General features: G+C 46.3%; 22 protein-coding genes. 13 read left to right on the top strand and 9 right to left on the bottom strand.

Going from position 1 to position 26,846, the window contains the following annotated elements; translation table 11 throughout:
- Window positions 1–3: 3 nt before the first annotated feature.
- The 5 genes from ETF27_RS04420 to ftcD all read right to left on the bottom strand — a co-directional run bounded on the left by ETF27_RS04420 (window position 4) and on the right by ftcD (window position 7,775).
- Entirely contained in the window at window positions 4–831 is an 828-nt protein-coding gene (locus tag ETF27_RS04420) for a tetratricopeptide repeat protein (protein WP_147785544.1), read from the bottom strand.
- A 182-nt stretch (window positions 832–1,013) separates the two neighbouring features.
- Entirely contained in the window at window positions 1,014–2,258 is a 1,245-nt protein-coding gene (gene hutI, locus ETF27_RS04415) for an imidazolonepropionase (protein ID WP_147785543.1), read from the bottom strand.
- Window positions 2,259–2,350: 92 nt separating this feature from the next.
- Window positions 2,351–3,826 (bottom strand): histidine ammonia-lyase, encoded by a 1,476-nt coding sequence (hutH, locus tag ETF27_RS04410; protein ID WP_147785542.1) that lies wholly within the window; start codon window positions 3,824–3,826, stop codon window positions 2,351–2,353.
- Window positions 3,827–4,054: 228 nt separating this feature from the next.
- Entirely contained in the window at window positions 4,055–6,049 is a 1,995-nt protein-coding gene (locus ETF27_RS04405) for a urocanate hydratase (RefSeq protein ID WP_147785541.1), read from the bottom strand.
- A gap of 22 nt (window positions 6,050–6,071) precedes the next feature.
- Entirely contained in the window at window positions 6,072–7,775 is a 1,704-nt protein-coding gene (gene ftcD / locus ETF27_RS04400) for a glutamate formimidoyltransferase (RefSeq protein WP_147785540.1), read from the bottom strand.
- Between the two features lie 1,106 nt (window positions 7,776–8,881).
- On the opposite strand from ftcD, the gene ETF27_RS04395 reads away from it, so the two are divergent.
- From ETF27_RS04395 to ETF27_RS04355, 9 genes are all read left to right on the top strand, one after another.
- Window positions 8,882–9,745: a hypothetical protein gene (locus ETF27_RS04395; protein ID WP_147785539.1), complete on the top strand. Its 864-nt coding sequence runs from the start codon at window positions 8,882–8,884 to the stop codon at window positions 9,743–9,745.
- A gap of 129 nt (window positions 9,746–9,874) precedes the next feature.
- A complete protein-coding gene (locus ETF27_RS04390; protein ID WP_147785538.1) occupies window positions 9,875–10,720 on the top strand; it encodes a M48 family metallopeptidase in 846 nt (281 codons plus the stop codon).
- Window positions 10,721–10,876: 156 nt separating this feature from the next.
- Window positions 10,877–11,326, top strand: coding sequence for an NfeD family protein (locus ETF27_RS04385; RefSeq protein ID WP_130829538.1), 450 nt, complete (start codon window positions 10,877–10,879; stop codon window positions 11,324–11,326).
- A 32-nt stretch (window positions 11,327–11,358) separates the two neighbouring features.
- Window positions 11,359–12,312, top strand: coding sequence for an SPFH domain-containing protein (locus ETF27_RS04380; RefSeq protein ID WP_130829537.1), 954 nt, complete (start codon window positions 11,359–11,361; stop codon window positions 12,310–12,312).
- Window positions 12,313–12,337: 25 nt separating this feature from the next.
- Entirely contained in the window at window positions 12,338–13,477 is a 1,140-nt protein-coding gene (locus ETF27_RS04375; protein WP_130829536.1) for a UDP-N-acetyl glucosamine 2-epimerase, read from the top strand.
- 124 nt (window positions 13,478–13,601) lie between these two features.
- Window positions 13,602–14,993, top strand: a complete 1,392-nt coding sequence (locus tag ETF27_RS04370) for an MATE family efflux transporter (RefSeq protein WP_147785537.1) — start codon at window positions 13,602–13,604, stop codon at window positions 14,991–14,993.
- Window positions 14,990–15,553, top strand: a complete 564-nt coding sequence (locus ETF27_RS04365) for an AraC family transcriptional regulator (RefSeq protein ID WP_130829534.1) — start codon at window positions 14,990–14,992, stop codon at window positions 15,551–15,553. Before ETF27_RS04370 ends, ETF27_RS04365 begins: the two co-directional genes overlap by 4 nt.
- A gap of 109 nt (window positions 15,554–15,662) precedes the next feature.
- On the top strand, window positions 15,663–15,875 hold the full coding sequence (locus tag ETF27_RS04360) for a heavy-metal-associated domain-containing protein (RefSeq protein WP_060940209.1): 213 nt from the start codon (window positions 15,663–15,665) through the stop codon (window positions 15,873–15,875).
- Between the two features lie 73 nt (window positions 15,876–15,948).
- A complete protein-coding gene (locus ETF27_RS04355; protein WP_147785536.1) occupies window positions 15,949–17,868 on the top strand; it encodes a heavy metal translocating P-type ATPase in 1,920 nt (639 codons plus the stop codon).
- A gap of 112 nt (window positions 17,869–17,980) precedes the next feature.
- On the opposite strand, the gene ETF27_RS04350 is transcribed toward ETF27_RS04355, so the two are convergent.
- Window positions 17,981–18,802: a zinc ribbon domain-containing protein gene (locus ETF27_RS04350; protein ID WP_130829531.1), complete on the bottom strand. Its 822-nt coding sequence runs from the start codon at window positions 18,800–18,802 to the stop codon at window positions 17,981–17,983.
- 32 nt (window positions 18,803–18,834) lie between these two features.
- A complete protein-coding gene (locus ETF27_RS04345) occupies window positions 18,835–19,644 on the bottom strand; it encodes a Nif3-like dinuclear metal center hexameric protein (RefSeq protein WP_130829530.1) in 810 nt (269 codons plus the stop codon).
- 191 nt (window positions 19,645–19,835) lie between these two features.
- Between ETF27_RS04345 and ETF27_RS04340 the strand changes: the two genes are divergently transcribed.
- Entirely contained in the window at window positions 19,836–20,903 is a 1,068-nt protein-coding gene (locus ETF27_RS04340; RefSeq protein WP_147785535.1) for an agmatine deiminase family protein, read from the top strand.
- Between the two features lie 26 nt (window positions 20,904–20,929).
- Window positions 20,930–21,814, top strand: a complete 885-nt coding sequence (locus tag ETF27_RS04335; protein ID WP_130829528.1) for a carbon-nitrogen hydrolase — start codon at window positions 20,930–20,932, stop codon at window positions 21,812–21,814.
- 143 nt (window positions 21,815–21,957) lie between these two features.
- Here ETF27_RS04335 and ETF27_RS04330 read toward each other — a convergent pair whose 3' ends face one another.
- Both ETF27_RS04330 and ETF27_RS04325 read right to left on the bottom strand, forming a co-directional pair.
- Entirely contained in the window at window positions 21,958–22,530 is a 573-nt protein-coding gene (locus tag ETF27_RS04330; RefSeq protein ID WP_130829527.1) for a sugar O-acetyltransferase, read from the bottom strand.
- Window positions 22,531–22,618: 88 nt separating this feature from the next.
- Window positions 22,619–23,104, bottom strand: coding sequence for a GNAT family N-acetyltransferase (locus tag ETF27_RS04325; RefSeq protein ID WP_130829526.1), 486 nt, complete (start codon window positions 23,102–23,104; stop codon window positions 22,619–22,621).
- 319 nt (window positions 23,105–23,423) lie between these two features.
- On the opposite strand from ETF27_RS04325, the gene ETF27_RS04320 reads away from it, so the two are divergent.
- Together ETF27_RS04320 and ETF27_RS04315 are read left to right on the top strand one after the other, a co-directional pair.
- Window positions 23,424–24,344 carry an alpha/beta hydrolase gene (locus tag ETF27_RS04320; RefSeq protein WP_130829525.1) on the top strand — a complete coding sequence of 307 codons (921 nt, stop codon included), beginning with the start codon at window positions 23,424–23,426 and terminating at the stop codon, window positions 24,342–24,344.
- A gap of 291 nt (window positions 24,345–24,635) precedes the next feature.
- Entirely contained in the window at window positions 24,636–26,735 is a 2,100-nt protein-coding gene (locus ETF27_RS04315; protein WP_158635976.1) for a TonB-dependent receptor domain-containing protein, read from the top strand.
- The last annotated feature ends 111 nt before the right edge of the window (window positions 26,736–26,846 follow it).

Here is a 26,846-nt window from a genome sequence, read left to right as displayed (position 1 = left end):
TTACTAATCTTTATTTTCTCCAAGTTCGTTTACCTCTCCCTCGTTCCTACGGCGCAAAGCTTCTGCCTTTTCATTGTCAGCAGCCGCTTTGTCGTCCTCTCCCAATTCCGCATACAGCTCGGCACGTTCCTTGTAGGCAGTTTCTGAAAATGGGTTGGACTCAAGAGCCTTATGATAATATTCCAATGCGACAGCCTTGTTATTTCTCGCTTGCTCTATTCTCGCTTTTAGCAACAAAACCTCCTCCTGATTGTCGGTATGTTGCAAAAGCCAGAGGGCATCTTCATCGGCTTCATCAGGTTTCTCCATTCGCAACAGGGTCTCCCCCCGAAGCAGATAGGCATCACCAAATCGTTTGTCCAGCGCAATTGCTTTTGTACTCAACGCCACTGTGTTTACGTCATCACCCTGTCCTTTGCTTGCCTGCGCATAAAGATAGTTTACCTCCGCATTGTCTTTATCTATCAAGAGTGCTTTCTCGCAATTGGATGCCATGATGTTATAGTCCTCCATCATGAAAGCGACATTTGCCATTCGGATGAGAATTTGCACATTGTCGGGTTGCGCATCGGCGAGTAAGCGCAATTCCTCATAAGCATCGCCAAACTCCCCTGACGACAGATAGCAAACCGACAGATGGTCGTGTATTTCCAAATCGTCCTTTAAGTCTAAGGCATGCTTGAAACACCTTTCCGCATAATCGTATTGTCCGGTCTTCAAAGCTCTTACACCATCGTATTTCAAGACCTCAAAGTCTTTTGCTTCGTTTTGCTCTTTCGTTTCAGACTTTGTTTCGTCTGTTCCTCTAAATAATTTCTGAAAAAAGTTCATGTCTATGAGTGTATTGATTTCTCCAAACTATCATCATTGTCCATTTCCAACATTGAGGGATGCTTTATCCATGACTTGTTGCTTAGCCGTAACCGGATTCTCTCGCAAAGGACATCGCTATTCTCAGCGCAGAGGATGTGTTTGATAGCGACACATCCTCTGTTTTCTCTGAGTGGAAACGTTTATCGCTGATACTCTTCGCCCTTTAGGAATATCCGGCGGATAATGGGGGTGGTATAGGCGTAGGGTATGAAGTCGATGGAGGGGATTGGGTCGGTGATGTAGAAGTTGGCGACTTTGCCCTTTGTTATCGATCCATAGTCTTCGCTTATTCCCATTGCACAGGCGGAATTCAATGTTGTTGCATTAATAGCCTCTGCCGGCATGAGACGCATCTTGATACAAGCCAATGAAACGGCAAACTTCATATCGCCTGATGGCGTAGAACCGGGATTGTAGTCGGAAGCTATCGCCAATGGCAATCCGGCTTCTATCATTTTTCTGCCGGGTGCGAATGGCATGTTCAGGAAGAACGAAGTGCCGGGCAATGCCGTGGGAATGGTTTCTGAATTCTTGAGCAACTCAATGTCGCGGTTGTCCATGGCTTCGAGATGATCCACTGACAAGGCATTACACTCCACAGCAATTTCCACTCCGCCCGAGACGGCAAGTTCCTCGCCATGAATTTTTCCTCGCAGCCCATACTTCGCTCCTGCCTGTAGCAGTCGGCGCGTCTCATCGGGAGTAAAGAAGCCCTCATCGCAGAAGACGTCAATGAAGTCGGCAAGATGTTCCTTTGCCACTGCCGGCAACATATCGTTGATGATGTGATCTACATATTCTGATTGGCGTCCCGTATAGGCTCTTCCCACAGCATGTGCACCAAGGAAGTTAGCCACTACTTTTATCGGAGCAGTCTGTTTAATGTGGCGGATTACGCGCAACATCTTCAATTCATCTTCCAGCGTCAGTCCATAACCACTTTTAATTTCCATGGCTCCAGTGCCTTTCTTAATCACCTCGTCCACACGCTGCATTGCCTGATTGTAAAGCTCTTCTTCGGAAAGCTCATGCAACCGGTCGGCAGAATTGAGAATACCGCCCCCACGTTTGGCAATTTCAGCATAGCTAAGCCCGCGAATCTTATCCACGAACTCACCCTCGCGACTGCCTGCGTAAACCACATGAGTATGGGAATCGCAGAACGATGGCAACACGGCGCCACCTTCTGCATCGACCACCAATACGTCGCGCCCTATCTGGGGTGTATCTACACGTGCGCCGTAATCAACAATACGTCCGTTTTCCACATATAGAAAAGCATGCTCGATGGTATTGAGTTTCAACATTTCCTCACCTTTCAGACAGCGTTTTCCCTCGTGTCCCACGCCGGCAAGAATACCTATGTTCGTTACTAATACTTTCATAATCCGGTAATTCAATAAAAAAGCCTTATTCCCATTTTCCCTCACAAGAGAGGAAAAGAAGGGAATGAGGCTTAGAGATTAATATAAGTTGTTTACTTTCTCAAGAAATCCACTGATTTGGCAATGTGAGGAGCCATAAACTGGTCGTTCTCAACGAAAGGCACTTCCTTGCGATAAGCCTCGAAGATGGCTTCTATAGCAGGTGATGACTTCAGCGGACGACGGAACTCAAGTGCTTGTGCTGCGTTGAAAAGCTCGATGGCGAGTACACGTTCAGTGTTCAATACGACTTGATAGAGTTTCGTGGCTGCATTGGCGCCCATGCTGACATGGTCTTCTTGACCTTGTGAGGATGGAATGCTGTCGGCGGAAGCCGGAGTACAATACATCTTGCTCTGACTCACGATGGAAGCTGCTGTGTACTGTGGAATCATGAAACCACTGTTTACACCTGGTTTGGCAACCAAGAAGCTCGGAAGGTCGCGCGTTCCGGAAACAAGTTTGTAAATTCTTCGTTCCGAGATATTGCTCAATTCGCAAAGGGCAATGGCTAAGAAGTCCATCGGCTGTGCGATAGGTTCGCCATGGAAGTTGCCTGCGGAGATGACCAAATCTTCATCTGGGCATACGGTGGGATTATCGGTAGCTGCATTCACTTCGATGTCGATGACCGACTTCACATAGCGGATGGTGTCTTTGGACGCACCGTGAACTTGTGGCATACAACGGAAAGAATATGGATCTTGCACGTTTACTTTCGGTTGCTTGATGAGTTCGCTTCCCTCGAGCAACTCGCGAATGTGCTTGGCCGTCTCTATCTGTCCCTGATGTGGGCGAACGGCATGAACGGCGTGTGTGAACGGTTCGATACGTCCGTCGTAAGCTTCGAGCGACATTGTTCCAATCTTGTCAGCCCAGTCACTCAGACGTTGTGCCTGAAGCAGACACCAAACGGCAAAGGCATTCATATTCTGCGTTCCGTTGAGCAGTGCCAAGCCTTCTTTAGATACGAGCTGGATGGGGTTCCAATTCAGTTTCTCCAACATTTCCTCACCGGTGATGACTTCACCCTTGTATTCTACTTTTCCAATACCAAGCAATGGAAGGCAGAGGTGTGCCAATGGAACGAGGTCGCCGGAAGCACCGAGTGAGCCCTGCATGTAAACCACTGGATAGATGTCGTTGTTGAAGAAGTCGATAAGGCGCTCAACTGTCTCTACCTGACAGCCGGAATAACCATAGCTGAGCGATTGAACTTTAAGCAGCAACATGATCTTCACGATGTCATTGGGCACACGTTCGCCCACACCGCAAGCGTGCGACATCATCAGGTTCTTCTGCAAATCAGCCAAACGTTGTTTGTCGATGGATATCTTGCACAATGAACCAAAACCGGTTGTTACACCGTAAATAGGTTTGTCGGATGTTTCTATTTTCTTGTCAAGGTATTCGCGACAACGAATGATGCGCTGACGAGCGTCAGCTGACAATTCCAGTTTGATGCCTTTTTCTATTATCTCACCTATTCTCTCAATAGAGAGGTGTTCCGCACTTATTTTATGTGTCATTTTCTTTTGTTTTTATTGTTCTTCGCAAGGGATAAGAAAGCAATAACCGAGCCTGTACTTTTGCCTGTCGAGTCGTTCTATTTAATCGACCGTTGCCGTTCTACTTAATCGACCGTTGTCGTTCTACTTAATCGACCACAGTCGTTCTATTTAATCGACTGTAGGGGTTATATTTAACGACTATTCGAACTATCGGCATTGCTTTCTTGTCTGCGTGTTTATAATCTGTTAAAAAGCTTTATCTATCACGTCGTCGTCCACAAAGTTCGGAAGCGTAACGTTCAAGCCCGGCGTGCGTTCCATCTCGCGTTTGATGGCATCGATGGAACCCTTGTTGCGAGCCCAGCTGCGACGTGTGATACCGTTGTTTACGTCCCAAAGGAGCATTTCGCGGATGTGGCGTTCTGAATCCTCGCCACCATCGATGACCATACCGAAGCCACCGTTCATCACTTCACCCCAACCTACGCCGCCACCGTTGTGGATGGATACCCATGTAGCACCACGGAAAGCATCGCCAATAACGTTCTGCACTGCCATATCGGCACAGAACTGTGAGCCATCATAGATATTGGAGGTCTCGCGGAAAGGAGAGTCGGTACCGGAAACATCGTGGTGGTCGCGACCCAATACGACGGGACGACTGATTTCACCCTTCTTTATGGCTTCGTTGAATGCCAAGGCTATCTTCGTTCTGCCCTCGCAGTCAGCGTAAAGAATACGAGCTTGTGAGCCGACAACAAGTTTGTTCTTCCCTGCCTCCTTTATCCAGTGGATGTTATCATCCAATTGACCAATGATGTCGGGAGTGACAGTCTTGCGCATTTCCTCCAACACTTCTGTGGCAATGCGGTCGGTAACTTCCAAATCCTTCGGGTCGCCAGACGAACAAACCCAGCGGAAAGGTCCAAAGCCATAATCGAAGAACATCGGGCCCATGATATCCTGAACGTATGAAGGATAACGGAACTTGCCATCCTTGTCCATGATATCTGCGCCGGCGCGACTCGACTCCAAGAGGAAAGCGTTGCCGTAATCAAAGAAGTACATGCCGTTGGCAGTTAGTTTGTTGATGGCTGCCACCTGACGACGTAACGACTCCTGCACCTTCTCTTTGAATTTTTCAGGTTCTTCTGCCATCATGCGTTTGCTTTCCTCAAAAGATATACCCACGGGATAGTAACCACCTGCCCAAGGATTGTGGAGCGATGTCTGGTCGGAACCGAGATCCACACGGATGTTCTCTTCTGCCAAACGCTCCCAAAGGTCAACCACGTTACCAACGTATGCCAAAGAAACGACGCGTTTTTCCTCTACCGCCTTGCGGATTGCCGGTATCAACTCGTCAAGGTTCTCGTGCAGTTCGTCCACCCAACCTTGTTCATAACGTTTACGAGCTGCCAACGGATTGATTTCCGCCGTTACGCTCACCACGCCGGCAATGTTGCCTGCCTTCGGCTGAGCTCCCGACATTCCACCCAATCCTGCGGTAACAAAGAGCTTCATGTTGTCGCCACCCACTTTGCGAGCGGCATTCAGCACGGTGATGGTAGTACCGTGAACGATGCCTTGCGGACCGATATACATATACGAGCCGGCTGTCATCTGACCATATTGGCTAACACCCAAAGCATTGTCGCGTTCCCAGTCGTCTTGTTTTGAATAATTGGGAATTACCATACCATTGGTAACCACTACGCGAGGTGCATTCTTATGTGATGGGAAAAGTCCGAGAGGATGTCCGGAGTACATTACAAGTGTCTGCTCATCGGTCATCTCACTCAAATATTTCATGACGAGACGATACTGTGCCCAGTTCTGGAACACTGCTCCATTGCCACCGTATGTGATCAATTCGTGTGGATGTTGAGCCACAGCCTTGTCGAGGTTGTTCTGAATCATCATCATGATGGCAGCAGCCTGCTCCGATTTGTGAGGATACTCATCAATGGGACGAGCATACATTTCGTAAGTCGGACGGAAACGATACATATAAATTCGGCCGTATTTATGCAATTCTTCTGCAAATTCAGGCGCCAACGTAGCATGGAACTTCTTCGGAAAATAACGCAAAGCATTGCGAAGAGCAAGTTTCTTTTCCTCCGAAGTAAGAATATCCTTACGCTTCGGAGCGTGATTTATCGTTGTGTCGTAAGCCTGTGGTTCCGGCAGTGTGTCGGGAATTCCGGCACGGATATCAGCAATAAACTGTTCTTTTGTCATTGTTCTATAGTTTTTATGTTAATTACAATTTTTCTTCTACAATCTTCATGATTTCAGCCTCTTGTTCGTTGGCTTTCTTAATCAGTTCGTTGGCCTCCCCAACGAGTTTGTCCGCAGTGGCACGATCTTTCAATCCGGCAGCATTGATCTTAACGTTCAATCCAGCACCCAAGACAGCTGCACGAGCTGCTAAAACGCCTACACCAGCATCAGAGACACTGTTGGGATTGCCTTCTTCTGCCATGGCTTTGCATATCTCGAACACCTTATAAGAAGCCTTCATGGTGTGCAAAGGAACTTCCGTGGCGAACAACGTGGCAGCCTGAATGGCAGCAGAGCGAGCCGCTTTCTCTTCATCGGTTCCCTTTGGCAGTCCGAATGCCTCCATGATGCGATTAAATGCTTCTGTATCTTCATCAACAAGCATCATCAGTTCGGCTTGAACCATCTGCCCTTTATCTGCCCAATTACTGAACTCTTCCCAACGTGCATCCCAACCTGCCTTGTGGCTGGAAAGGTTTGCCACCATCGTACCGAGAGCGGCGCCAAGCGCACCCATGTAAGCAGAGATGGTACCTCCACCAGGAGCTGGAGACTCGCGCGATGTCTCATCGGCAAAGCCTTTAACGGTCAGGTCGATCAGCTTCTCCGACTTTTGTGCGTCTTCCAAAAGGAATTCTATCACTTTCTCACGAGGATTAAACTCTTTCAAATCGTCCAACCCCATAGACTTGATGGCAATCTTTATAATATCGTTTTCGGGAATACCCGTAGAGCGTTGCTGCTTCTTCAAGAAATATTTACCGGCATCGATGAGTGTGCGTTTCGGTATCAAGCCCACAATTTCCGTACCCGTAACTCGAACGCCACGATTCTGCGCACAACGACTCACCTCGTCGAATGCCACATGGAGCGGAGTAACGTTGATATCGGTAATATTCATCGATACCTGTGCGATTTCATATTCATCAATATACCAGCCAATGGCTTTGGTTCCTTTCAACGTTCCGGGAATCATAATAGTCTTGCCATTGGCATCTTTCATGGGCTTACCTACCGGTGAACCGCCTTCTCGCTGTGGACGTCCTTTTTCCCTGACATCAAAGGCTATGGCATTGGCACGACGAGTGGAAGTGGTGTTAAGATTGAAATTGGTGGCAATCAGGAAATCGCGCGCACCCACAGCCGTACAACCGCTACGAGCAACTCCTTCATCCCAAGGCCGTGCGCCAAAATCGGGCGCTTCCTTCTCAACGGTCATTCTTTCTTGTAAGCCTTCATACTCTCCCTTACGACAAATCGCGAGATTCTTACGTTCCGGTGTTCTTGCGGCAGCCTCATAGCAATAGCAAGGAACTTTCAGCTCAGTGGCAATGCGCTCTGCCAATTTGCGCGCCAATTCTGCACACTCCTCAAGTGTAATGCCGGAAACCGGTATCAATGGGCAAACATCTGTAGCACCCATACGAGGGTGTGCACCGTGATGCTGACGCATATCAATAAGCTGAGCGGCTTTCTGAACACAACGGAAAGCAGCCTCCATCACTACATCAGGGGTACCGACGAAAGTAATAACTGTGCGGTTTGTAGCTTCACCCGGATCAACATCCAAGAGTTTCACGCCTTTCACGCGTTCTATTTCGTCCGTAACTTGTTTGATAACTTCTTTGTTGCGTCCTTCGCTAATATTTGGAACGCACTCAACGATTTGTTTTTCTCGTACCATTTTATTTTTTTATAATTTAGGCGTTAGTTTATTCAGGGTGTAAAAATAGCAAGAACTAACAACATTACAAAATATTTCTTATTAAACTATTCAAAAATCTACATTTTTATTTTCCCGGAACTTCAACTCTAAGAAGATGTGAAAATGGCAGAATGAAACATAAATACACCTTATTTTGCAATAACCATTCTTTTACTCCAAGTTTCACAACAAAAAGAAACTAACAAAGTGGAAGTGGTAACGCAAATGCTAAAATCATAGCACGACCTTTTTCTCATCTTTTCTCTCAATCCTAAAGAAAGAAAAAATCACTTTACCTCAAATCAATCATTGGGATTTTTCGGTGTCGCATGGCAGTGAGAAGTCCTTTATCTTTTCCAATGGTGTCCTGAATGATTTTTTTGAGTCTCTCACGCAAAGTTGCATCAAATCATGGGATCGGACGTATTTTGTTCCAATGCCGGACAGCACCAATCCTTTCATACCTCCAGTTCGTATTCAGATGATGGCAAACAGACGCTTGATAGCGCACATTCGCCCCGACCATCACCCCGAAATTATATTACAAAAACTGCGTCCGGGACACGCTTTGTAATCTATTGATAATCAAGACGATATTAATTGCGATTTAAAAGCTTAGCTTTTGCGCTCCAATTCATGACCTTTTGCATTGCAAAAGCTTACCTTTTGGAAATCAAAAGGTAAGCTTTGGATAGATGAAGGAAGAAAATTTAGGACATTATTGAACTTTTCTCATATAGCCGGGGAAAATTTTCGCGTTTTCAATGACTTGGCAAAACAAAGAACATGCTTATTTCTTGTCTTGCCCGGACAGACAGGTGTTGTTATGAGTTCATGGCGTATGGTCTTAGTTGCTAAGTTTCTGAATAACAAACATCTATAATTGAATATTTCCGATGGCGGTCATTAGGAGAAAGAACTAAAGTGGTTTCGACCAATTTGAGTTTAAGCGAAAGAAACTTCACTTCCCAATATCAACACGCCAATGTCTCTTACCTTGATAAATTGCATGCGAGTATGGAATAAAGGCTAATAAGTTTTAAAATTTTTGGAAGATTGAAGGTGATAAACTAAATTTGCAACGTATGAAGAAGATATTTATCATATCAACAGCCATTCTGCTGAGCATTTCTCTATATGGGCAAGATATCCATGATACCGAATCAATGGAGAGCACGGATATTGCACCTATAGAATCGGCACACCTTCAGGGTCCGAGAAAAGCCACAGAAGCTGAGAAGGAGTATGCACGCATGTTGGCTGAAGAACGCGTGCAGCAACAGCAAATCGACAATAATCTTCCTCTTGTTGATGAGAACGGACAAGTAATCACACCGAACGATATACACTATCCGTATTGGGATTACGGATGGGACACGAGTGCATGGCGACTTCACCGGGGATTGAACGTGAATGTGGGCGCATCCGTGTTTGCCAATTTTGGAAATGGCTATCACAACGGAGCCGGCTTCACTCAAGACGTATCATTAATGTATGTTACTAATCTCTCACCCAAAACCACATTGGCAGTGGGAGGATATTTCAACAACATGATTTACGATGGTAACAACTATACCTCGGCAGGCATCAACGCTCTCTTGGGCTATCAGTTTGATGAACATTGGAGTGCTTACGCTTTTGTACAAAAAGCATTCACGTCAGACAATTTCAGCCCATGGCTGATGGGATGCGGAGCATTGGGATACGGTGGTTTCGGAATGGGCTACGCGCCTGCCTATTATGATTGGGGCTACCATCCTTATATGGGCTATGGATATTCCGGCATGGCAAATCGCTTCATGGACAGAATTGGGGGAGGCGTTACTTACCGATGGGGAGAACGCAATCAAAACTCCATCTCTATCAACGTGGAAGTGGATCGCATGCCACAACCAAAGAACAGAAACTACCTATATAATATAGGCAGATACGGCTATCCCGTGAGATAGGATAACAACCCAAACGGACTTCGGCAATGACCAAGAAAATGTGTAAAGGCTACGAAAGAATCCATTTCAGCCACAATTGTTGAAAGCTGAAGAACCTACAATAAACACGAACAAAAATATTACAAAATAATGAAACGAGTTAAGTATCTTTTAACAGCCGTTTTGGTAGCGACGCTCGCTGCCTGCGGTACAACTTCGACGGTGCCACTAACAGGGAGACAGCATAAAATCAGTGTTAGCGATGGCGAATTGTTGAGTTTAAGCAAACAAGAGTATGCCAAATTCATGGCATCGGCAAAGAAATCGACCAACATAAAGAACAGCCAAATGGTAACACGTGTGGGTAAACGACTGGCAACAGCCGTTGAAACCTACTTGAGAAGCAACGGCTATGCCAATGAGGTGAATAATTTCCAATGGGAGTTTAATCTCGTTCAAGACAAGCAAGCCAACGCTTTTTGCATGCCCGGTGGGAAAATTGTCGTTTTTGAAGGTCTGTTGCCCTACACACAAAACGAGCCCAGTCTTGCCATCGTGTTGGGACACGAGATAGCACATGCCGTGGCAAAGCACAGCGCGGAACAAATGACCAAGAAACAAAACCAAAACATAGGGACTTCGGTCTTGGGAGCCGTCCTCAATTCAGCCATAGGCAGTGGCGTAGGCGATGTGGCATCGCAAGTGGCAGGAGAATATTTCACGTTCCAAAACCTGAAATACAGCCGTAGCAACGAGAACGAGGCCGACTATATGGGACTGATCTTCGCTGCCATGGCAGGTTACGACCCACAAAACGCAATAGGCTTCTGGCAAAGAATGGCAGCCTCATCGAAAAATTCCACATTGGAATTTTTCAGCAGCCACCCCTCAGATGCCAAACGCGTGGAGAACATCAAGAAATGGATGCCTGAAGCAATGAAATATTATAAAGGCAACAACACAAAGAAAAATCAAAGAACTTTGCATATCCGATAATGCGTTGAGAATTTATCCATCAACTATCCGGACACCGATGAGCAGAACGACATGAATCATCCATGAACATTTGCTCATTGGTGTTTTTTTTTCACAAAAGTTGCCACATTCAATATCTTTTACTAACTTTACCATCGAAATTAAAAACAAACAACTATGATAGAGTATTTTGCTCACAATCTTTGGTTGGCATGGATATTGGTCAGTCTTTTATGCCTCGTCTTAGAACTGACCAACGGCGACTTTTTTATTTTATGCTTCGCCATTGGTGGAACAGCAGCTGCCATTGTATCGGGAATAACAAACAGTATTACCATCCAAATCATCGTATTTGCCATTTCCACCCTGCTCAGTATATTTTTTGTCCGTCCCATGGCACTGAAGTATTTTCATAAAGGAGGCGAGCACCGCGTTTCCAACGCCGAAGCACTCATCGGTCGCGTGGGAGTGGTAACAGAAAAAATCGAGGCCAACGGCTACGGAAGAGTAAAAATTGACGGCGACTCATGGAAAGCGCAGTCATCCGAAAATGCAGAAATAGCGATTGGAATGTCCGTACGCGTCATTCAGCTTAACTCTATCATCATCACCGTTGAAAAAGCCTGAGATATATAGAAAACACCAAAACATTTATCATTATGAATATAGGATCCATCGTTTTAGCAGCCATTATCCTGTTGGTCATTGTTTTTGCCAAGATGGCAATTGTAATCATTCCACAAAGTGAGACACGCATCATCGAGCGACTTGGAAGGTATTATGGCACTTTCCAACCCGGTATCAATATCATCATACCATTCATCGATCGCGCAAAAGAAATCGTTGCCTTGAGAAACGGAAGATACAGCTACACCACCTCCATCGACTTGCGCGAACAGGTATATGACTTCGACCGCCAAAACGTTATCACCAAAGATAACATTCAGATGCAAATCAATGCCTTGCTGTACTTTCAGATTGTCGATCCGTTCAAGGCTGTGTATGAAATCAACAACCTTCCCAACGCCATCGAAAAACTTACCCAAACAACGCTTCGTAATATCATTGGCGAGATGGAACTGGACCAAACGCTTACTTCTCGCGACACCATTAACACGAAATTGCGTTCCGTACTCGACGATGCCACCAACAAATGGGGCATCAAGGTGAACAGAGTGGAACTGCAAGACATTATCCCCCCGGAGAGCGTCTTGCAGGCAATGGAGAAGCAAATGCAGGCAGAACGCAACAAGCGAGCCACCATTCTTACCAGCGAGGGCGAGAAGCAAGCAGCCATCCTACAATCAGAAGGTGAGAAAACCTCGCGCATCAATCGCGCGGAAGCCGAACGCGAACAAGCTATCCTCATCGCGGAAGGAGAAGCGCAAGCACGCATTCGAGTAGCAGAAGCGGAAGCTGTTGCCATCTCCAAGATAACCGAAGCTGTCGGGAAAAGTACCAATCCTGCCAACTACCTTATCGCACAAAAATACATTCAGATGATGGGAGAATTGGCAAAGAATGAGAACCAAAAGACCGTTTACCTGCCTTACGAAGCTACGGGCATGATGGGTTCTATCGGTGGTATCAAAGAAATGTTCAAAGGAGAATAAGTCTTTTGCAGCTATATAAAATTCTATGTCAGAAAAAAAGAAAGAATTAAGAATTTGCATATTTTGCGGAGCACGCCCCAATTTCATAAAGGTGGCTCCCATCATCCGCTTGGTGGAGAAGATGCAAGGTGGAGAAGATGACTCACGCAAGGTATCCTACTCGCTGGTTTATGCCGGCAAGGCTGATGATACTACGCTGGAGGATGGTTTATTTACCAATCTTGAGATCAATCGTCCGGATGTTTGTTTGGGAGTGGTTTGTGAAAACCTTAACGACCTTACGGGTCAGGTAATGTCCAAATTCGAGCTTTATCTTCAAGCACACCCCACAAATGCTGTGATTGTGGTGGACGATCTCGCATCCACTATGGCAGCAGCTATCGTAACCAAAAAGCAAGGCATTACCTTAGTGCACATCGCTGCCGGCACACGCTCATTCGATATCACGATGCCAAAGGAAATTAATCGGTTAGTGATTGACGGACTGTCGGATATCCTCTTCACGGCAGGGCTGAGCAACAACAGCATAGCCAACAAAGAGGGCGCGGAATTGTCGAAAGTATATATGGTCGGAAATATTCTCATCGATAACATCCGCTATAACCGCGACCGCATGAGAGGCTTGACGGCAGATGACATACCGGCATTGAAGGATCTGCACCTGAAGGAGAAACAATATCTGCTTTTCACGCTGAACAGAAAAGCACTCATGAGCGACAAGGTAAATTTGGAGAAGATGCTCACCGCCCTGACGGAAAGTGCCGGCAACATGCCGATAATCGCCCCATTGCGCCAATCGGCAAAAGCCACCATCGCCGACATGAAGGTGGTGAAATGTAAGAATTTACACGTCATCGAACCATTAGGATATTTAGACTTCGGATATCTTGCCGCCCATGCTTGTGGCGTAATAACCGACTCGGGAAATGTGGCGGAAGAGGCAACATTCAATAATGTGCCTTGTGCCACACTGAATAGTTATACCGAACACATCGAAACGGTGAAGAAAGGAACAAATCTCCTCGTTGGTGAAGACGCCGAAAATCTTCGTGAAGCCGTGAAAGATATGGTAAACGGCAGATGGAAAGCATCCGAACTGCCTGATAGATGGGACGGCAGATCGGCAGAGAGAATTGTCAGAACACTAATCGATGTGGTGAAATAGCCCCCATTGCGAAGGAAGCGAGGACGAGCATTTGACTTGCCCTCGTCTTTTTTTACTGCTTTTTGCGTAAATTAAATATTCCGGCAATTCTATCCTCCACCTTTTTTGTAACTTTGTAACTGACATGCAGAAAGAACAGGATAATTTTACGATACTGACACAGGCACCCGTCCACCGGATTGTCATCAAGATGGCACTCCCAACCATCATCTCAATGATGGTAACCGGCGTCTATAACATTGTCGATACTTATTTTGTAGGACAGTTGGATACACAATCCACGGCTGCCGTGGGTGTCGTCTTTTCCGTTGTTTTCTTTATTCAAGCATGTGGCTTTTTCTTCGGGCACGGCTCCGGAAACTATATCTCGAGGGAATTGGGCGCACGGAGAAGAGAGAATGCCGTGAAGATGGCATCCAATGGTTTTTTCTATTCCTTTCTTTTAGGCATGGCAATTCTCATCGCAGGATTGCTTTTTCTAAAGCCTCTGTCAGTGTTACTGGGCAGTACGCCCACTATTCTCCCCTATACGGAACAATATTTGGGAATCGTACTCTTATCGGCTCCTTTCCACACAGCTTCGCTAACCCTCAACAACCAAATGCGACTGCAAGGAAACGCCGCTTACTCGATGATTGGTATCGTTTCCGGAGCCATCCTGAATATCCTCCTCGACCCCATTTTTATTTTTCTCTTGGGAATGGGCATCAAGGGAGCGGCATGGGCAACGGTTATAGGGCAGGTGGTTTCGTTTCTCATTTTGTTCTTCATGGCACGACACAAGAAGAACATCGGTATCTTTTTCAAGAATTTCACTCCCTCTTGGAAGGCAATGAAAGAGATTTTTTACGGAGGCAGCCCCTCATTCATGCGACAGGGACTGGCTTGTTTGGCAACGATGACCCTGAACATCGCTGCCGGCGCATATGGCGATTCCGCAATAGCGGCAATGAGTATTGTTAATCGTATCTCAATGTTAGTACTCGCGGCAGTGATTGGCTTGTGTCAGGGTTTCCAGCCCATTTGTGGATTCTGCTATGGGGCAGGACTTTATTCCCGTTTGCGCGAGGCCTTTAGGTTCACGCTGAAGTTAGGAACCATTTTCCTGTTGTGTGTTACTGTTGTTGGGTGGCTGGTTAGCAGTTCGCTGATAGGGCTTTTCCGCAACGACCCAGAGGTGATAGCCATCGGTGTTGTGGCATTCCGCTGGCAACTCTGCACCTATGCGCTCTGTCCTTTTATCATTGGCAGCAACATGCTGGCACAGACGTGTAGGAAACCAGTACGTGCCAATATCCTTGCAGCTAGCCGGCAAGGGTTGTTTTTCATACCTCTGATTTTTACTTTGCCCATGTTTTTCGGGTTGTTGGGAGTCGAAATGTGTCAGGCTGTCAGTGATGTGCTGTCGTTTGCCGTGACGATTCCCATCATGATATATACCTTCAAAGAATTCGCAAGAGAAGAAGTTGTTCGGGGAACGACGGTGAATCAACATACAAAACAGGAGGAATTATGACAAGACTGTACATCAAAAATATGGTTTGCGATCGTTGTAAGATGGTGGTCGATAAGCTATTGCAAGAATTGGGCTTGTCTCCGCAACGCATAGACTTGGGCGAAGTGCTGATTGAGGGTGAGCTGGGAACGGAGAAACGTGTTGAGCTGATGGAAAAACTGGCAGCATTGGGCTTCGAATTGCTCAGTGACAGACGGCAGAAGACCATCGAATTGGTAAAAAAAGCTCTGATTCGGCAGGTTCATCACAGAGACATTAATTCGCCTTTGAACATTAGCGAATATCTTTCAGACGAGCTTCACCAGAACTACAATACGCTTTCCAAACTCTTTTCTGAAGTGGAGGGAAAGACAATAGAACGCTATTACATAGAGTTGCGTATCGAACGGGTCAAGGAACTTATCCGTTACGACGAACTTTCACTATCGCAGATCGCCTTACAGATGAATTATTCATCAGCGGCTTATCTCTCAACGCAGTTCAAAAGCGTGACGGGCATGACTCCATCACAATTCAAAGCTTTGAAAGAGAATAACCGAACGAGCATTGACAAGGTATAAACGATGCGAAATCTTATAAGTCTTACCCATAAAATTATAACAGACTGAGGTGATTTAATGCTTATCTTTGTAGCAGATAAATTATTATTCACAATTAAATATTAAAGTTATGGTAAGGAAAATATATTCAGTTAGCGGAATGAAATGTGAGCACTGCAAGGCAAACGTTGAACAATCATTAAAGTCTTTGTCAGGTATTCAGGACGCAAAGGTAAGCCTCGTCGATGCCAATGTTACGGTTGAGTTTGACGAGAATGACGTAACCCCACAACAAATTAAAGAGGTTGTAGATAGTTGCGGCAGGTATGAGCTGACATTATAGCTGGCAAGCTGTTGCCTGTCAGCAGCGAAGTAACGCCGTAATGGTTTCAATCGTAATTTTTAATTGATGTTTTATGAAGAGAACTATACCTGTTGTTGGCATGGCATGTGCTTCTTGCTCTGCCAACGTTGAACGAAAACTTAACAGTTTGCCGGGAATAACGAGCGCAACCGTCTCCTTGCCGGGGCGGTCGGCACTGGTTGACTACGACCCTGAGCAGATTTCGCTCATGGATATGAAAGCAGAAATCAACGGAATCGGCTACAATCTAATTATCGATGATGGCCAGTCGGTCGAGGAGATAGAAAAAAGGGAGTACGTTTTGTTGAGGCGTAAGACCATCATATCCTGGCTGTTTGCCATTATTGGCATGGCTATCTCAATGCGTTGGATAGACCTTGGCTCAGCGAGGATGACCAATCAGACCGCCATGCTGATAGCTTTGGCAAACCTTCTGTACTGCGGAAAACAGTTTTACGTGAGTGCTTTCAGGCAACTCAGGCACCGAACGGCGAACATGGACACACTTGTCGCCCTCTCAACGTGCATCGCTTTCCTTTTCAGTGCTTTCAATACGTTCTGGGGCGATGAGGTTTGGACCACCCGCGGTATAGTATGGCATACCTATTTCGATGCTTCGGTGATGATAATCACTTTCGTTCTCACGGGTAGGCTGCTGGAAGAAAAGGCAAAGGACGGCACAGCTTCCTCCATTAGGAAGATGATGGGACTGGCCCCCAAGACCGCCCACATCGTCAACGGTGATCAAGTGGAGGAAGTTCCATTATCTACCATTGAAGTTGGAGATATCCTTGAGGTTCGCCCTGGTGAGAAAGTGCCTGTCGATGGCGAGGTTCTTTCTGCTGAAAGCTTCATGACGGCAGGTGTGGCATATGTCGATGAGAGTATGTTGACAGGCGAACCGACTCCAGTGGACAAGCGCAAGGGCGACCGTGTGATGGCAGGGACGATACCAAGTCAAGGAAAATTCCGAATGAAGGCAAGGCAAATAGGCGAGGACACTGCCCTTGCGCATATCATTCGTATGGTTCAGGAAGCGCAAGGGTCAAAAGCGCCGGTTCAGCGCATTGTTGACAAGGCTGCATTGGTGTTTGTTCCCGTTGTGACGGGTCTTGCCCTGGCTACTTTTCTTTTGTGGTGGCTTATTGGTGGCTATGCCTATCTGCCACAAGCGATAGTCTCGGCTGTGTCGGTGCTTGTTATAGCGTGCCCTTGTGCAATGGGATTGGCCACACCTACCGCACTGATGGTGGGAATAGGCAAAGCCGCCGATAAGGGAATCCTCATCAAGGATGCCAGCGCTTTGGAGGTGTTGCGCAAGATAGATGTGCTTGTAACGGACAAAACTGGAACTCTGACGATTCCCAACAAGAATGTTGACTTCACGAAGGCTGACAGTCTGGCCTTTGATGCTCGTGAGACGTTGAAACCCAATGCGAGGAAAGCCATGGAGGAACTGCAGCAAAGTGGAATAGAAATCTATATGATGAGTGGCGATAAGGAAGAGGCCGTCGGCTACTGGGCATCGAAAGCTGGTATAAAGCATTATAAAAGCCAGGTCATGCCACAGGATAAGGAAAAACTTGTGAAAGAGCTGCAAGCCGATGGCAAGTGTGTGGCAATGGTTGGCGACGGAGTTAACGACATGCAGGCGCTTGCCTTGGCCAATGCCAGCATTGCAATTGGCAAGGGAACGGATGTAGCCATGGACGTAGCACAGGTGACTCTCATGGGGGATGATCTGCAAATGCTTCCCGATGCCGTAAAACTTAGCAGGCACACCGTAAGGATGATATGGCAAAACCTATTTTGGGCCTTCATCTATAACCTGATTTGCATTCCACTTGCAGCAGGCTTGCTCTATGCTTTCGGCATCGATTGGCAGATAACTCCTTCATGGGCGAGTGCATTGATGGCATTTTCCAGTGTGAGTGTGGTGCTCAACAGTCTGCGGCTAAAGTTTGGAAAGTAACGTACAATTGTCTTCCGATCGAAACAAGAAAGCTAACAAAAAAGGGTGTGCCGGAATAGGTACACCCTCGCTTATCAAATAAATGTATGATACACATTGTCAAAAGATGACTTTAACCTTCAGTCTCTTCTTTCTTCTTTCGCGTAGATCTCTTTTTCTTGGGCTTATCATCTGCGTTTTCAATCTTAATGCCTGCCAGCTCTGGATCAATGAGGATACGTCCGCAATATTCACAGACGATGATTTTCTTGTGCATCTTGATGTCGAGTTGTCGCTGAGGTGGAATTTTATTGAAGCAACCTCCGCAGGCATCGCGCTGCACATAGACAATTCCCAAACCATTGCGTGTACCTTTGCGAATGCGTTTGAAGCTGCGAAGCAATCCCGGCTCTATCTTTGTTTCTATTTCACCGGATTTTTCCTTTAATGCTTCTTCCTCTTCACGTGTTTCCTGCATGATTTCCTCAAGCTCTCCGCGCTTCTCTTCCAAAGCCTTTCGACGATCGCTGAGGAGTGCTTCATTCTCGGTGAGCACTTCCTGACAGTTCTGCACTTTAGCCTGAGCTTCCTCTATCTTCTTCTTGCACACCCCTATCTCCAAAGTTTGGAACTCTATTTCCTTGGTCAGCGTGTCGTACTCGCGGTTGTTGGCAACGGTATCAAGCTGTGCGGTATAGCGTTCCAGACTCGCTTGAGCTTCTTTGATTTCACCCTTCTTCTGCGTTTCTGCCTTCTGCAACTCACTGATTTCGTTATTGATTTTATCAATACGGGTCTTCAACCCGGCAATCTCATCCTCAAGGTCGCGCACCTCAAGAGGTAACTCTCCGCGCAACGCACGCTTCTCATCAATGGAAGAGAGTGTGCTTTGCAATTGATAGAGATTCTTCAGTTTCTCTTCTACCGGTAAATCTTTGGGATCTTTCTTTGCCATGTTTCTTGTATTTAAATGATTATATTTTCTAATTAGAAATAAATGATAGGATTTGTGTTTATCCTTGTCAGATGACACGCCACACCCGGGCAGTGCTTCTTAATGATGTCGCGGAACACTTCATTCGTGAATTGCTCACTCTGATAATGACCTATCGCACAGATTTGGATTTCCTGATCATGACCAAAATAGTCGTGATAGTGCATCTCGCCCGTGAGAAAAGCATCTGCACCGACCCGCAAGGCATCGCTCAACAGAAACGAACCTGCACCACCACAGAGGGCAACCTTTCTTATCTCGCGACGCAAGAGTTGGTTGGCTTGCACACATTCCACTTGGAACAAGCGTTTCAGTAGCAGTATGAAGTCATCTGCCGCCATGGGCTCGGCAAAGGTTCCGATTACACCCTCACCACCTTTCACCTCGGTATCAGCCGTCATTATGGTCTGCGTTTTTCCGAGAAAAGAGATGTCTTTGAGTCCAATCTTTTCAGCAATCTTGAAGTTCACTCCCCCCGGAGCGGCATCGATGTTCGTGTGCATCGCCACGATGGTTATGTCGTTCTTGATTGCTTTCATCACAAGATGCTCCACATAGTTGGCATCGGATATTTGCGACAGACGACGGAAGATGAGCGGATGGTGCGCCACAATAAGATTGCAGCCCAACTCCAATGCCTCATCAATGATACTGTCGGTTACATCAAGAGACAACAAAGCCCCTGATACTTCCGTCCCTGTTAATCCTACTTGCAGACCGGCATTGTCATAGTCTTCCTGCAAGGGCAGAGGCGCAAATCGTTCAAGGGCATCAATAACATCCTTTATTTTCACGCTACGCATAAGTTTTGCTTGCAAAGATACGAATTTAAACTTGAATATCGCCACATCAACGCATATTTCTTCATAAAAAGCCTTCGTTAGCCGATAATCCATTTCTGAAGGTGGCTCTTTCGTTAAAAAAAAGACTCCCTCAAACAGTCTGTATTCTCATTCTTTTTCATACCTTTGCAGCAAACAACAACCTACCCAAAGTGAATACCAAAGAGCGAAACAAGTTTAGACTTCCGGCAGAATGGGAACCACAAAGTGGCATCCTACTGATGTGGCCACATGAAGCTACGGGTTGGAAGCCGTATTTGGATAATATTAATGAGATTTTTCTTCAATTGGCAGATGCCATCACACACCGAGAACATTTGCTGGTGGTAACTCCACGCCCAGAGCAAACACGAACTTTGTTGAAAAGCCGACTCTCTGTCAATCAACAAGAAAGAGTGCACTTCAGAAAATGCGACACCAATGACACGTGGGCACGCGATGTGGCACCTATTTCGCTGATTAGCGAGGACGTATCAAAGCGTTTTCTGCTTTTGGACTTCCGGTTCAACGGATGGGGAATGAAATTTGCCGCCGAAAAGGATAACGAGATGAACCAAAAACTACATCTTTCTGGTACTTTCAACGGCACTTTGGAAAATCAAAAGGATTTTGTTCTTGAAGGTGGTTCCATAGAAACGGACGGAAAAGGTACGCTTTTCACGACAACGGCATGCCTTACCGCTCCCAACCGTAACCAGCCGCTTAAGAAGCCCGACCTTGAAAGAAACTTGATAAACCTGTTTCCCAACACGAAAAAAGTAGTTTGGATTGAGCATGGCAACCTGATTGGTGATGATACAGATGGACATATTGACACCATCTTGCGATGCGCCCCCAACGACACACTCCTCTATAACGGAACCGATGACACTTCTGATCCGCATTATGAAGACTTAAAAGCGTTGGAAGAACAGATTGCAGCACTGCGCACACCGGAAGGAAGGTCTTACCGGCTGCTGAAAGTTCAGCTTCCTAAGCCCATGTTTTGGGATGGAGAGCGGTTGCCTGCCACTTATGCCAACTTCGTGATACTGAATAATGCGGTCATCGTACCCACCTATCAACAACCCGATTTGGATAAGTTGGCAATGCAAACTATCAAAAAAGCCTTTCCGCAACACGAAATCATAGGGATAGATGCCTCAACGGTAGTAAGACAGCATGGGTCGCTTCACTGTCTGACCATGCAATTCCCAAAGAGCTGTCTCACCCTATCATAATAACAACATCAATAACATTGAAGAGTATGCACGAAATAAATATAGGAATATTGCAACTTCACAACACAGCAGACATTCAAAAAAACATTGAGAAACTCACAAAGGGAATTAGAGACCTCGCACAACGCGGCGCAGAACTCATCGTACTGCAAGAGTTGCACAACTCACTCTATTTTTGTCAGGTGGAAGATGTAGCGAACTTCGACCTCGCAGAGCCTGTTCCCGGTCCTTCCACCGAGTTATATGGTGCACTTGCCAAAGAGTGTGGAGTGGTGCTCGTTACATCACTATTTGAGAAACGAGCAGCCGGACTTTATCACAACACGGCAGTTGTATTCGAAAAAGATGGAACCATTGCCGGAACCTATCGCAAAATGCACATTCCAGACGATCCGGCTTATTATGAAAAGTTCTATTTCACACCCGGCGACCTTGGTTTTAAGCCCATCAATACAAGCATGGGGAGATTGGGGGTTCTCATCTGTTGGGATCAGTGGTATCCGGAAGCTGCGCGAATGATGGCTTTGCAAGGCGCGGAAATCCTAATCTATCCTACTGCAATCGGCTATGAATCCACCGATGAACCTGATGAACAGCGCAGACAACGAGAAGCTTGGACTACTGTAATGCGTGGTCACGCCGTGGCAAACGGTTTGCCGGTAGTGGCAGTAAACAGAGTTGGACACGAACCCGATCCGAGCGGACTAACCAATGGCATTCATTTTTGGGGCAGCAGTTTCGCAGCAGGTCCACAGGGAGAGATGTTCTATCAGGCTTGCGATAACGATGAGGAGAGCTTGATAATCAGTATCAACCTCGACCACAGCGAAGAAGTGCGTCGCTGGTGGCCGTTCCTTCGCGATCGCAGAATAGACCATTACGGAGAGATAACTCGGCGGTTCATAGACTGACAACAAGAAAATGTGGAAACAACGGATAGAACGTAACCGTTCCGAATCTACTATTATACTTTTTACAAGAAGCAATACAACTTCTCTCCGTTTACATCGTTTCTTATTCGTAACACAGTGGTTGTTAATGGATTACGAGAATTCTAAAAGCTATCATCCTGCATTTTCAATTCCTTGATAACCCTGCACGGATTGCCCACTGCCACTACATTGTCGGGTATGTTGCGTGTAACCACCGAACCCGCTCCGATGGTTACGTTGTTGCCAATCGTAATTCCGGGCAGCACCGTTACGTTGCCACCTATCCACACATTGTTACCCACCTTTATGGGGAGAGCGTATTCTATATTCTTGTTGCGCTCCTCCGGGTTCAAGGGGTGTCCGGCAGTATAGAACGAACAGTTTGGAGCAATGAATACATGGTCGCCGAAAGTAACCTTAGCCTCGTCGAGAATAACGAGGTTGGTGTTGGCGAAGAAATGTTCTCCAATTTCAATATTGTAGCCATAATCGCAGAAGAACGGTGCAATGATTTTGAAATGTTCGCCCGTCTTTCCCAATAACTTTCTCAATCGTTGCGTGCGTTCTTCGCGTTTCGATGGTGGGAGCATGTTCAGGTTGAAACATTCCTCCTCGCATACAAACAGGTCGTTCAACACCTCCGGGGCACTTGCAAGATATGGAAGACCTTTCTGTTGTTTTTCTTTTTCAGTCATAAATCTATAATTTTATGAGACGGGACTTTGGCTACATCTGTTTTCAGCCATAGCTCCCGACCTACCATGAGACAAAATTGAAGTGGTGTCAGCGTTTTTTCTGGAAAGCGACCCTTGGATCGCCGTTCTCAAGATAGATAATGCCACAATAAACAAACCCCAATCGCTTCAGGGCTCTTTGCATGGGAAGATTGTCTTGATGTGTGTCGATACGGATGTTTTCCACTTTCCTGAAGCAGTAATCCACAATGGTGTCCATGATGCCTTTTGTTCCCGGAATCGAAGCCACCCTGTGCAGTGTTCCGTAAGCCTCATGGTTCAGCCAATGTCCACCCTCTATTCGTGCATAGGTAGGGTCGGATCCCTTTATAAAGGCAAAGGTGGCAACAGGCTTTTCTTCATCCGCGACAATCAGATAGCTGTTCCCATTCATGATGTCGCTTTCAATTTGTTTCTTTCCGGGGTGTCCATTCGTCCATTGGTGCAAGTTCCCCGAATCAATCATTTTCTGCCTACCGCAATCAATAAGACGGAGTACGGTTTCCATATCCTCTCGTGTAGCTTTTCTTATCATAACGGCAACAAAAATAAAGAAAAAAACACATCCGTGCAAATTCTCATACACACATTCTGCCACTATTGTCCGCTTGTCTTGTAAGCAGGTGCTTAAAATGGAGCGTACATGTCTTTATTGTCCCGATGATGATCTGACTTTCTTTGAGCGGATGTGGGGGATTGCAAAAAAAATAAAACTTTGTCAATTCGAGGAAAAACCGTAACTTTGTGGCTCAGAAACCGTCTGAGCTGTTTGCGGCAAAACTTTCCCTTCATTGTTCCATTCGAGGTGAAGACGAGGCGCATACAACATAGAGACATTCAGCGTAATTACTCACATGATACAGGATATTGAAAAAAGCGAGAGATATTATAAAGGAAAGATGAGCGTCGAGATAACCCGACCGCGTATAGATGTCATCAACGAAGTTATCTACGCGCAGTATTTCAAGAACGGAACACGCTCCCTTCACATGACACTCTTCGTACCGAATACTGACGAGCCCAAACCCTGTGTGGTTTATTTTCCCGGCGGTGGCTTCACCACGTCAGACTATGGCAAATGGAGTCGATTGCGCATGGCTATGGCATTGCAAGGATTTGTGGTGGCGGCAGTGGAGTATAGAGCCATTCCCGACCCATTCCCCGCTATTCTTATTGATGGAAAGACAGCCATTCGCTATCTCCGCGCCCATGCCGTTAAATTCGGAATTGATGGCAATCGCATTGGCGTGATGGGCAATTCTGCCGGTGGGTATCTTGCCAATTTGGTGACTATGACTGCCGATGTGGAGGAATTCAACGTTGGCGATTTTCTTGATTACTCATCCGACACACAAGCTTGTTGCGACATCTTTGGTCCGACAGACCTCGCTTCGGTTGACGAGGGCTTTCCACCGGAAGTTCACAAGTATCACAAGTCGCCAAGTGCGACGGAGGCCCTTCTGTTAAATGGTGTTACCTATGGGCGAAATCAGAGCTACGACATCCACGACGACTTGGTACGAGCACGATGGGCAAGCCCGATGGGTTATCTGAAGACCGGACTTCCGCCATTTCTCATCATGCATGGAACAAATGATCAGATGGTCTCGATTATGCAGAGCGAGCATCTTTACGATGGATTGAAAGCACTCCGCGTTCCGGTGGACTACTATCAACTCAAGGATGCCGGACATGGCGACGACCCTTGGTTCCAGCAACCGGTCATAGAATTGATTGTTAATTGGTTCAGAAAACAGCTGATGAATGTGGATTAACATCGCTCCGACTCTTTCTTGCTTTCCGGTCCCAGCTTCCAATATCAACGATTTTTTTTGGGATTAGGGATAATCGGCGACTAAACAGTCGTGAAGCATCATCTCAAATCACTACACAAAAGGGTAATAATTCATCACCGAGGCTATTTTTTACCAAAAGTGTAGTGATTTTTTTCTTTGAAGACATTACTTTTGCGGTATAAAAATGATCATGTAAGACAAAAAACGCATTGGAATGTCACAAGACAGACAGTTTTTCCGTCTTTCTTAATTAGACGTAAAATGAAGAAAATGAAAAAATGTATTCTATCGCTGTGGCTCTGCTGCATGGCTTTTGTACAGGGGCAGGCACAGCAAATTACTGGAAAGGTGATGGATGAGAACAACTCGCCGATGGAGTTTGTGAATGTAGTTTTGCTCACGGCAAAGGATTCGGCTTTCGTAAAGGGAGCCGTTACGAAAGAAGACGGCAGCTTCGTGATTGATACGGAATGTAAAGGCGGTATTCTCCGCGCCTCGTTCGTGGGGTATCAAACGGCATTCAAGACTTGCAGCGGTGCGAACGTTGGTATTATCCAGATGCAGTTGGAGGCAAGGACAATGGACGAGGTAGTGGTGAAAGGACGACTGCCACAGTACAAAATGACGGGCGAGGGCATGATGACTACCGTTGCCAACACCACGCTCAGCAAACTCGGTACAGCCGATGACGTGTTAGCGCACGTTCCGGGACTGATCAAGAAGAGTGGGGCTTACGAAGTGTTTGGCAAAGGTTCGCCCATCTTTTATATTAATGGTAGGCTGATGCGCGACAAGACGGAATTGGACCGACTGAAGGCTGAGGACATTTTGAGCATTGAAGTAATCAGAAATCCGGGAGTGAAATATGATGCTACGGTTACGGCGGTGGTGAAGATAAAGACACGCCGCAGAGCCGGTGAGGGCTTTGGCTTCGACCTTCGCTCGTCTTATTACCAATCGGAAAACATCGACCTCATAGAGCAAGCCAATTTCAACTACCGACATAAAGGGTTGGATGTGTTCGGCTCGTTCTATTACTCAAACATCAAGGGTTTCTATAAGGGAATCACTACCACAGACGTGGCTGCCGATACGCTTTGGCATCAGCAGTTCTCGCAGAACTATCAATATAAGAATCTCAGTTATACACCCACCATTGGTTCAAACTTTCAGCTGAACGACAGCAATTCCATCGGTTTCCGTTATCAGTTAAGTTTGAGTCCGAACAAGAATTATTGGACTCCGCTCATCTTCGATATCACCGCCAACGGCGAGTTTTACGACCATCTGACGAACAATGTGGACTATTGCTATATCTACAAACCGTCACACAACCTGAACCTCTATTACAACGGAAAGTTTGGAAAAGTAAATCTAAACCTCAATGTAGATTATATGCGGAATGGGCAAGAGGAAAATGCCGTTTACAACGAGAAGAGCACTACCCATCAGGACCGCACGGTAACATCGTTGAACAGCGTACGCAACTCGTTGGGAGCATTCAAGTTGGATGTGAGTTTCCCTTTGCTGGGCGGCGAACTTTCCGTAGGAGCTGAGGGGAGCAAGACCAACAGAACCGACACCTACTACAATGCGGAAGGCTATGTGCCGTCGGCCAACAGCGAGCTGCGCGAACGGCATTGGGCAAATTTCTTCCAGTATTCCCGTATGACCCCGATAGGACAGTTGATGGCCGGTCTCCGATATGAACATGTGAAATTCGACTATTTCAAAGACGGTGCACACATGGATGAACAAAGTCGATCGTTTGGCAATCTCTTCCCACAGCTTTCCTTGGGTACTCAGTTAGGCAAGGTTCAGTTGCAGCTCGCTTATGCAGGCAGGACCGTGCGTCCCAACTATAGCCAGCTTAGCACTAACGTTACTTACGGCAACCGTTTCCTTTTGCAGACGGGAAATCCCTATCTGAAACACGAGTATGTGCACAATCTCTCGCTTTCGGGAATGTGGAAAATACTGCAATTCTCTATCGACTATACCGACTATCGCAACGCCATCCTCTTTTGGGCGGAACAGAAGGAGGACAATCCATCCATCTCTATCGTAACACACAGAAACATCCCTACGCTGAAGAACCTGGCACTCTCGCTCGTCGTAGCTCCGAAGATTGGAATATGGTCGCCACAGCTGAGTGTGGCATTGATGAAACAATGGCTCACATTTGACACCAAAACCAATCACTACACGATGAACAAGCCTTACTTTCAGCTTTCGTTCGACAATACTTTTAATTTCGGACACGGTTGGGTTGCCACTGCCGGAATGTGGCTAAGAACAAAGGGAGACATGGAGAATTCCTATTTTCCAATATTACTGTCCGCTAAACATCCCACATTTTTTATGAATTAGGGCTGACACTTCTCACGAGGTATCAGCCCTTTTTGTTATCTTTGCTTTTGTTTCCAAACTCAGATAACATGGGCAAAAGTACACATTTCTTCGGACAGCCGGTATATGGTC

It is taken from the genome of Prevotella brunnea, from assembly GCF_008016795.1.
Taxonomy (GTDB): domain Bacteria; phylum Bacteroidota; class Bacteroidia; order Bacteroidales; family Bacteroidaceae; genus Prevotella; species Prevotella brunnea.
This window is presented reverse-complemented; position numbering and strand designations above follow the sequence as displayed.

Excerpts from the sequence above, each read along its gene's own strand:
- ftcD (WP_147785540.1), bottom strand. The coding sequence starts at position 7,775 with ATGGTACGAGAAAAACAAATCGTTGAGTGCGTTCCAAATATTAGCGAA.
- ETF27_RS04345 (WP_130829530.1), bottom strand. The coding sequence starts at position 19,644 with ATGCGTAGCGTGAAAATAAAGGATGTTATTGATGCCCTTGAACGATTT.
- ETF27_RS04375 (WP_130829536.1), top strand. The coding sequence starts at position 12,338 with ATGTCAGAAAAAAAGAAAGAATTAAGAATTTGCATATTTTGCGGAGCA.
- ETF27_RS04365 (WP_130829534.1), top strand. The coding sequence starts at position 14,990 with ATGACAAGACTGTACATCAAAAATATGGTTTGCGATCGTTGTAAGATG.
- ETF27_RS04330 (WP_130829527.1), bottom strand. The coding sequence starts at position 22,530 with ATGACTGAAAAAGAAAAACAACAGAAAGGTCTTCCATATCTTGCAAGT.
- ETF27_RS04390 (WP_147785538.1), top strand. The coding sequence starts at position 9,875 with ATGAAACGAGTTAAGTATCTTTTAACAGCCGTTTTGGTAGCGACGCTC.
- ETF27_RS04395 (WP_147785539.1), top strand. The coding sequence starts at position 8,882 with ATGAAGAAGATATTTATCATATCAACAGCCATTCTGCTGAGCATTTCT.
- hutI (WP_147785543.1), bottom strand. The coding sequence starts at position 2,258 with ATGAAAGTATTAGTAACGAACATAGGTATTCTTGCCGGCGTGGGACAC.
- ETF27_RS04360 (WP_060940209.1), top strand. The coding sequence starts at position 15,663 with ATGGTAAGGAAAATATATTCAGTTAGCGGAATGAAATGTGAGCACTGC.
- ETF27_RS04325 (WP_130829526.1), bottom strand. The coding sequence starts at position 23,104 with ATGATAAGAAAAGCTACACGAGAGGATATGGAAACCGTACTCCGTCTT.
- ETF27_RS04355 (WP_147785536.1), top strand. The coding sequence starts at position 15,949 with ATGAAGAGAACTATACCTGTTGTTGGCATGGCATGTGCTTCTTGCTCT.
- ETF27_RS04335 (WP_130829528.1), top strand. The coding sequence starts at position 20,930 with ATGCACGAAATAAATATAGGAATATTGCAACTTCACAACACAGCAGAC.
- ETF27_RS04315 (WP_158635976.1), top strand. The coding sequence starts at position 24,636 with ATGAAAAAATGTATTCTATCGCTGTGGCTCTGCTGCATGGCTTTTGTA.
- ETF27_RS04320 (WP_130829525.1), top strand. The coding sequence starts at position 23,424 with ATGATACAGGATATTGAAAAAAGCGAGAGATATTATAAAGGAAAGATG.
- ETF27_RS04350 (WP_130829531.1), bottom strand. The coding sequence starts at position 18,802 with ATGGCAAAGAAAGATCCCAAAGATTTACCGGTAGAAGAGAAACTGAAG.
- ETF27_RS04420 (WP_147785544.1), bottom strand. The coding sequence starts at position 831 with ATGAACTTTTTTCAGAAATTATTTAGAGGAACAGACGAAACAAAGTCT.
- ETF27_RS04405 (WP_147785541.1), bottom strand. The coding sequence starts at position 6,049 with ATGACAAAAGAACAGTTTATTGCTGATATCCGTGCCGGAATTCCCGAC.
- ETF27_RS04370 (WP_147785537.1), top strand. The coding sequence starts at position 13,602 with ATGCAGAAAGAACAGGATAATTTTACGATACTGACACAGGCACCCGTC.
- hutH (WP_147785542.1), bottom strand. The coding sequence starts at position 3,826 with ATGACACATAAAATAAGTGCGGAACACCTCTCTATTGAGAGAATAGGT.
- ETF27_RS04380 (WP_130829537.1), top strand. The coding sequence starts at position 11,359 with ATGAATATAGGATCCATCGTTTTAGCAGCCATTATCCTGTTGGTCATT.
- ETF27_RS04385 (WP_130829538.1), top strand. The coding sequence starts at position 10,877 with ATGATAGAGTATTTTGCTCACAATCTTTGGTTGGCATGGATATTGGTC.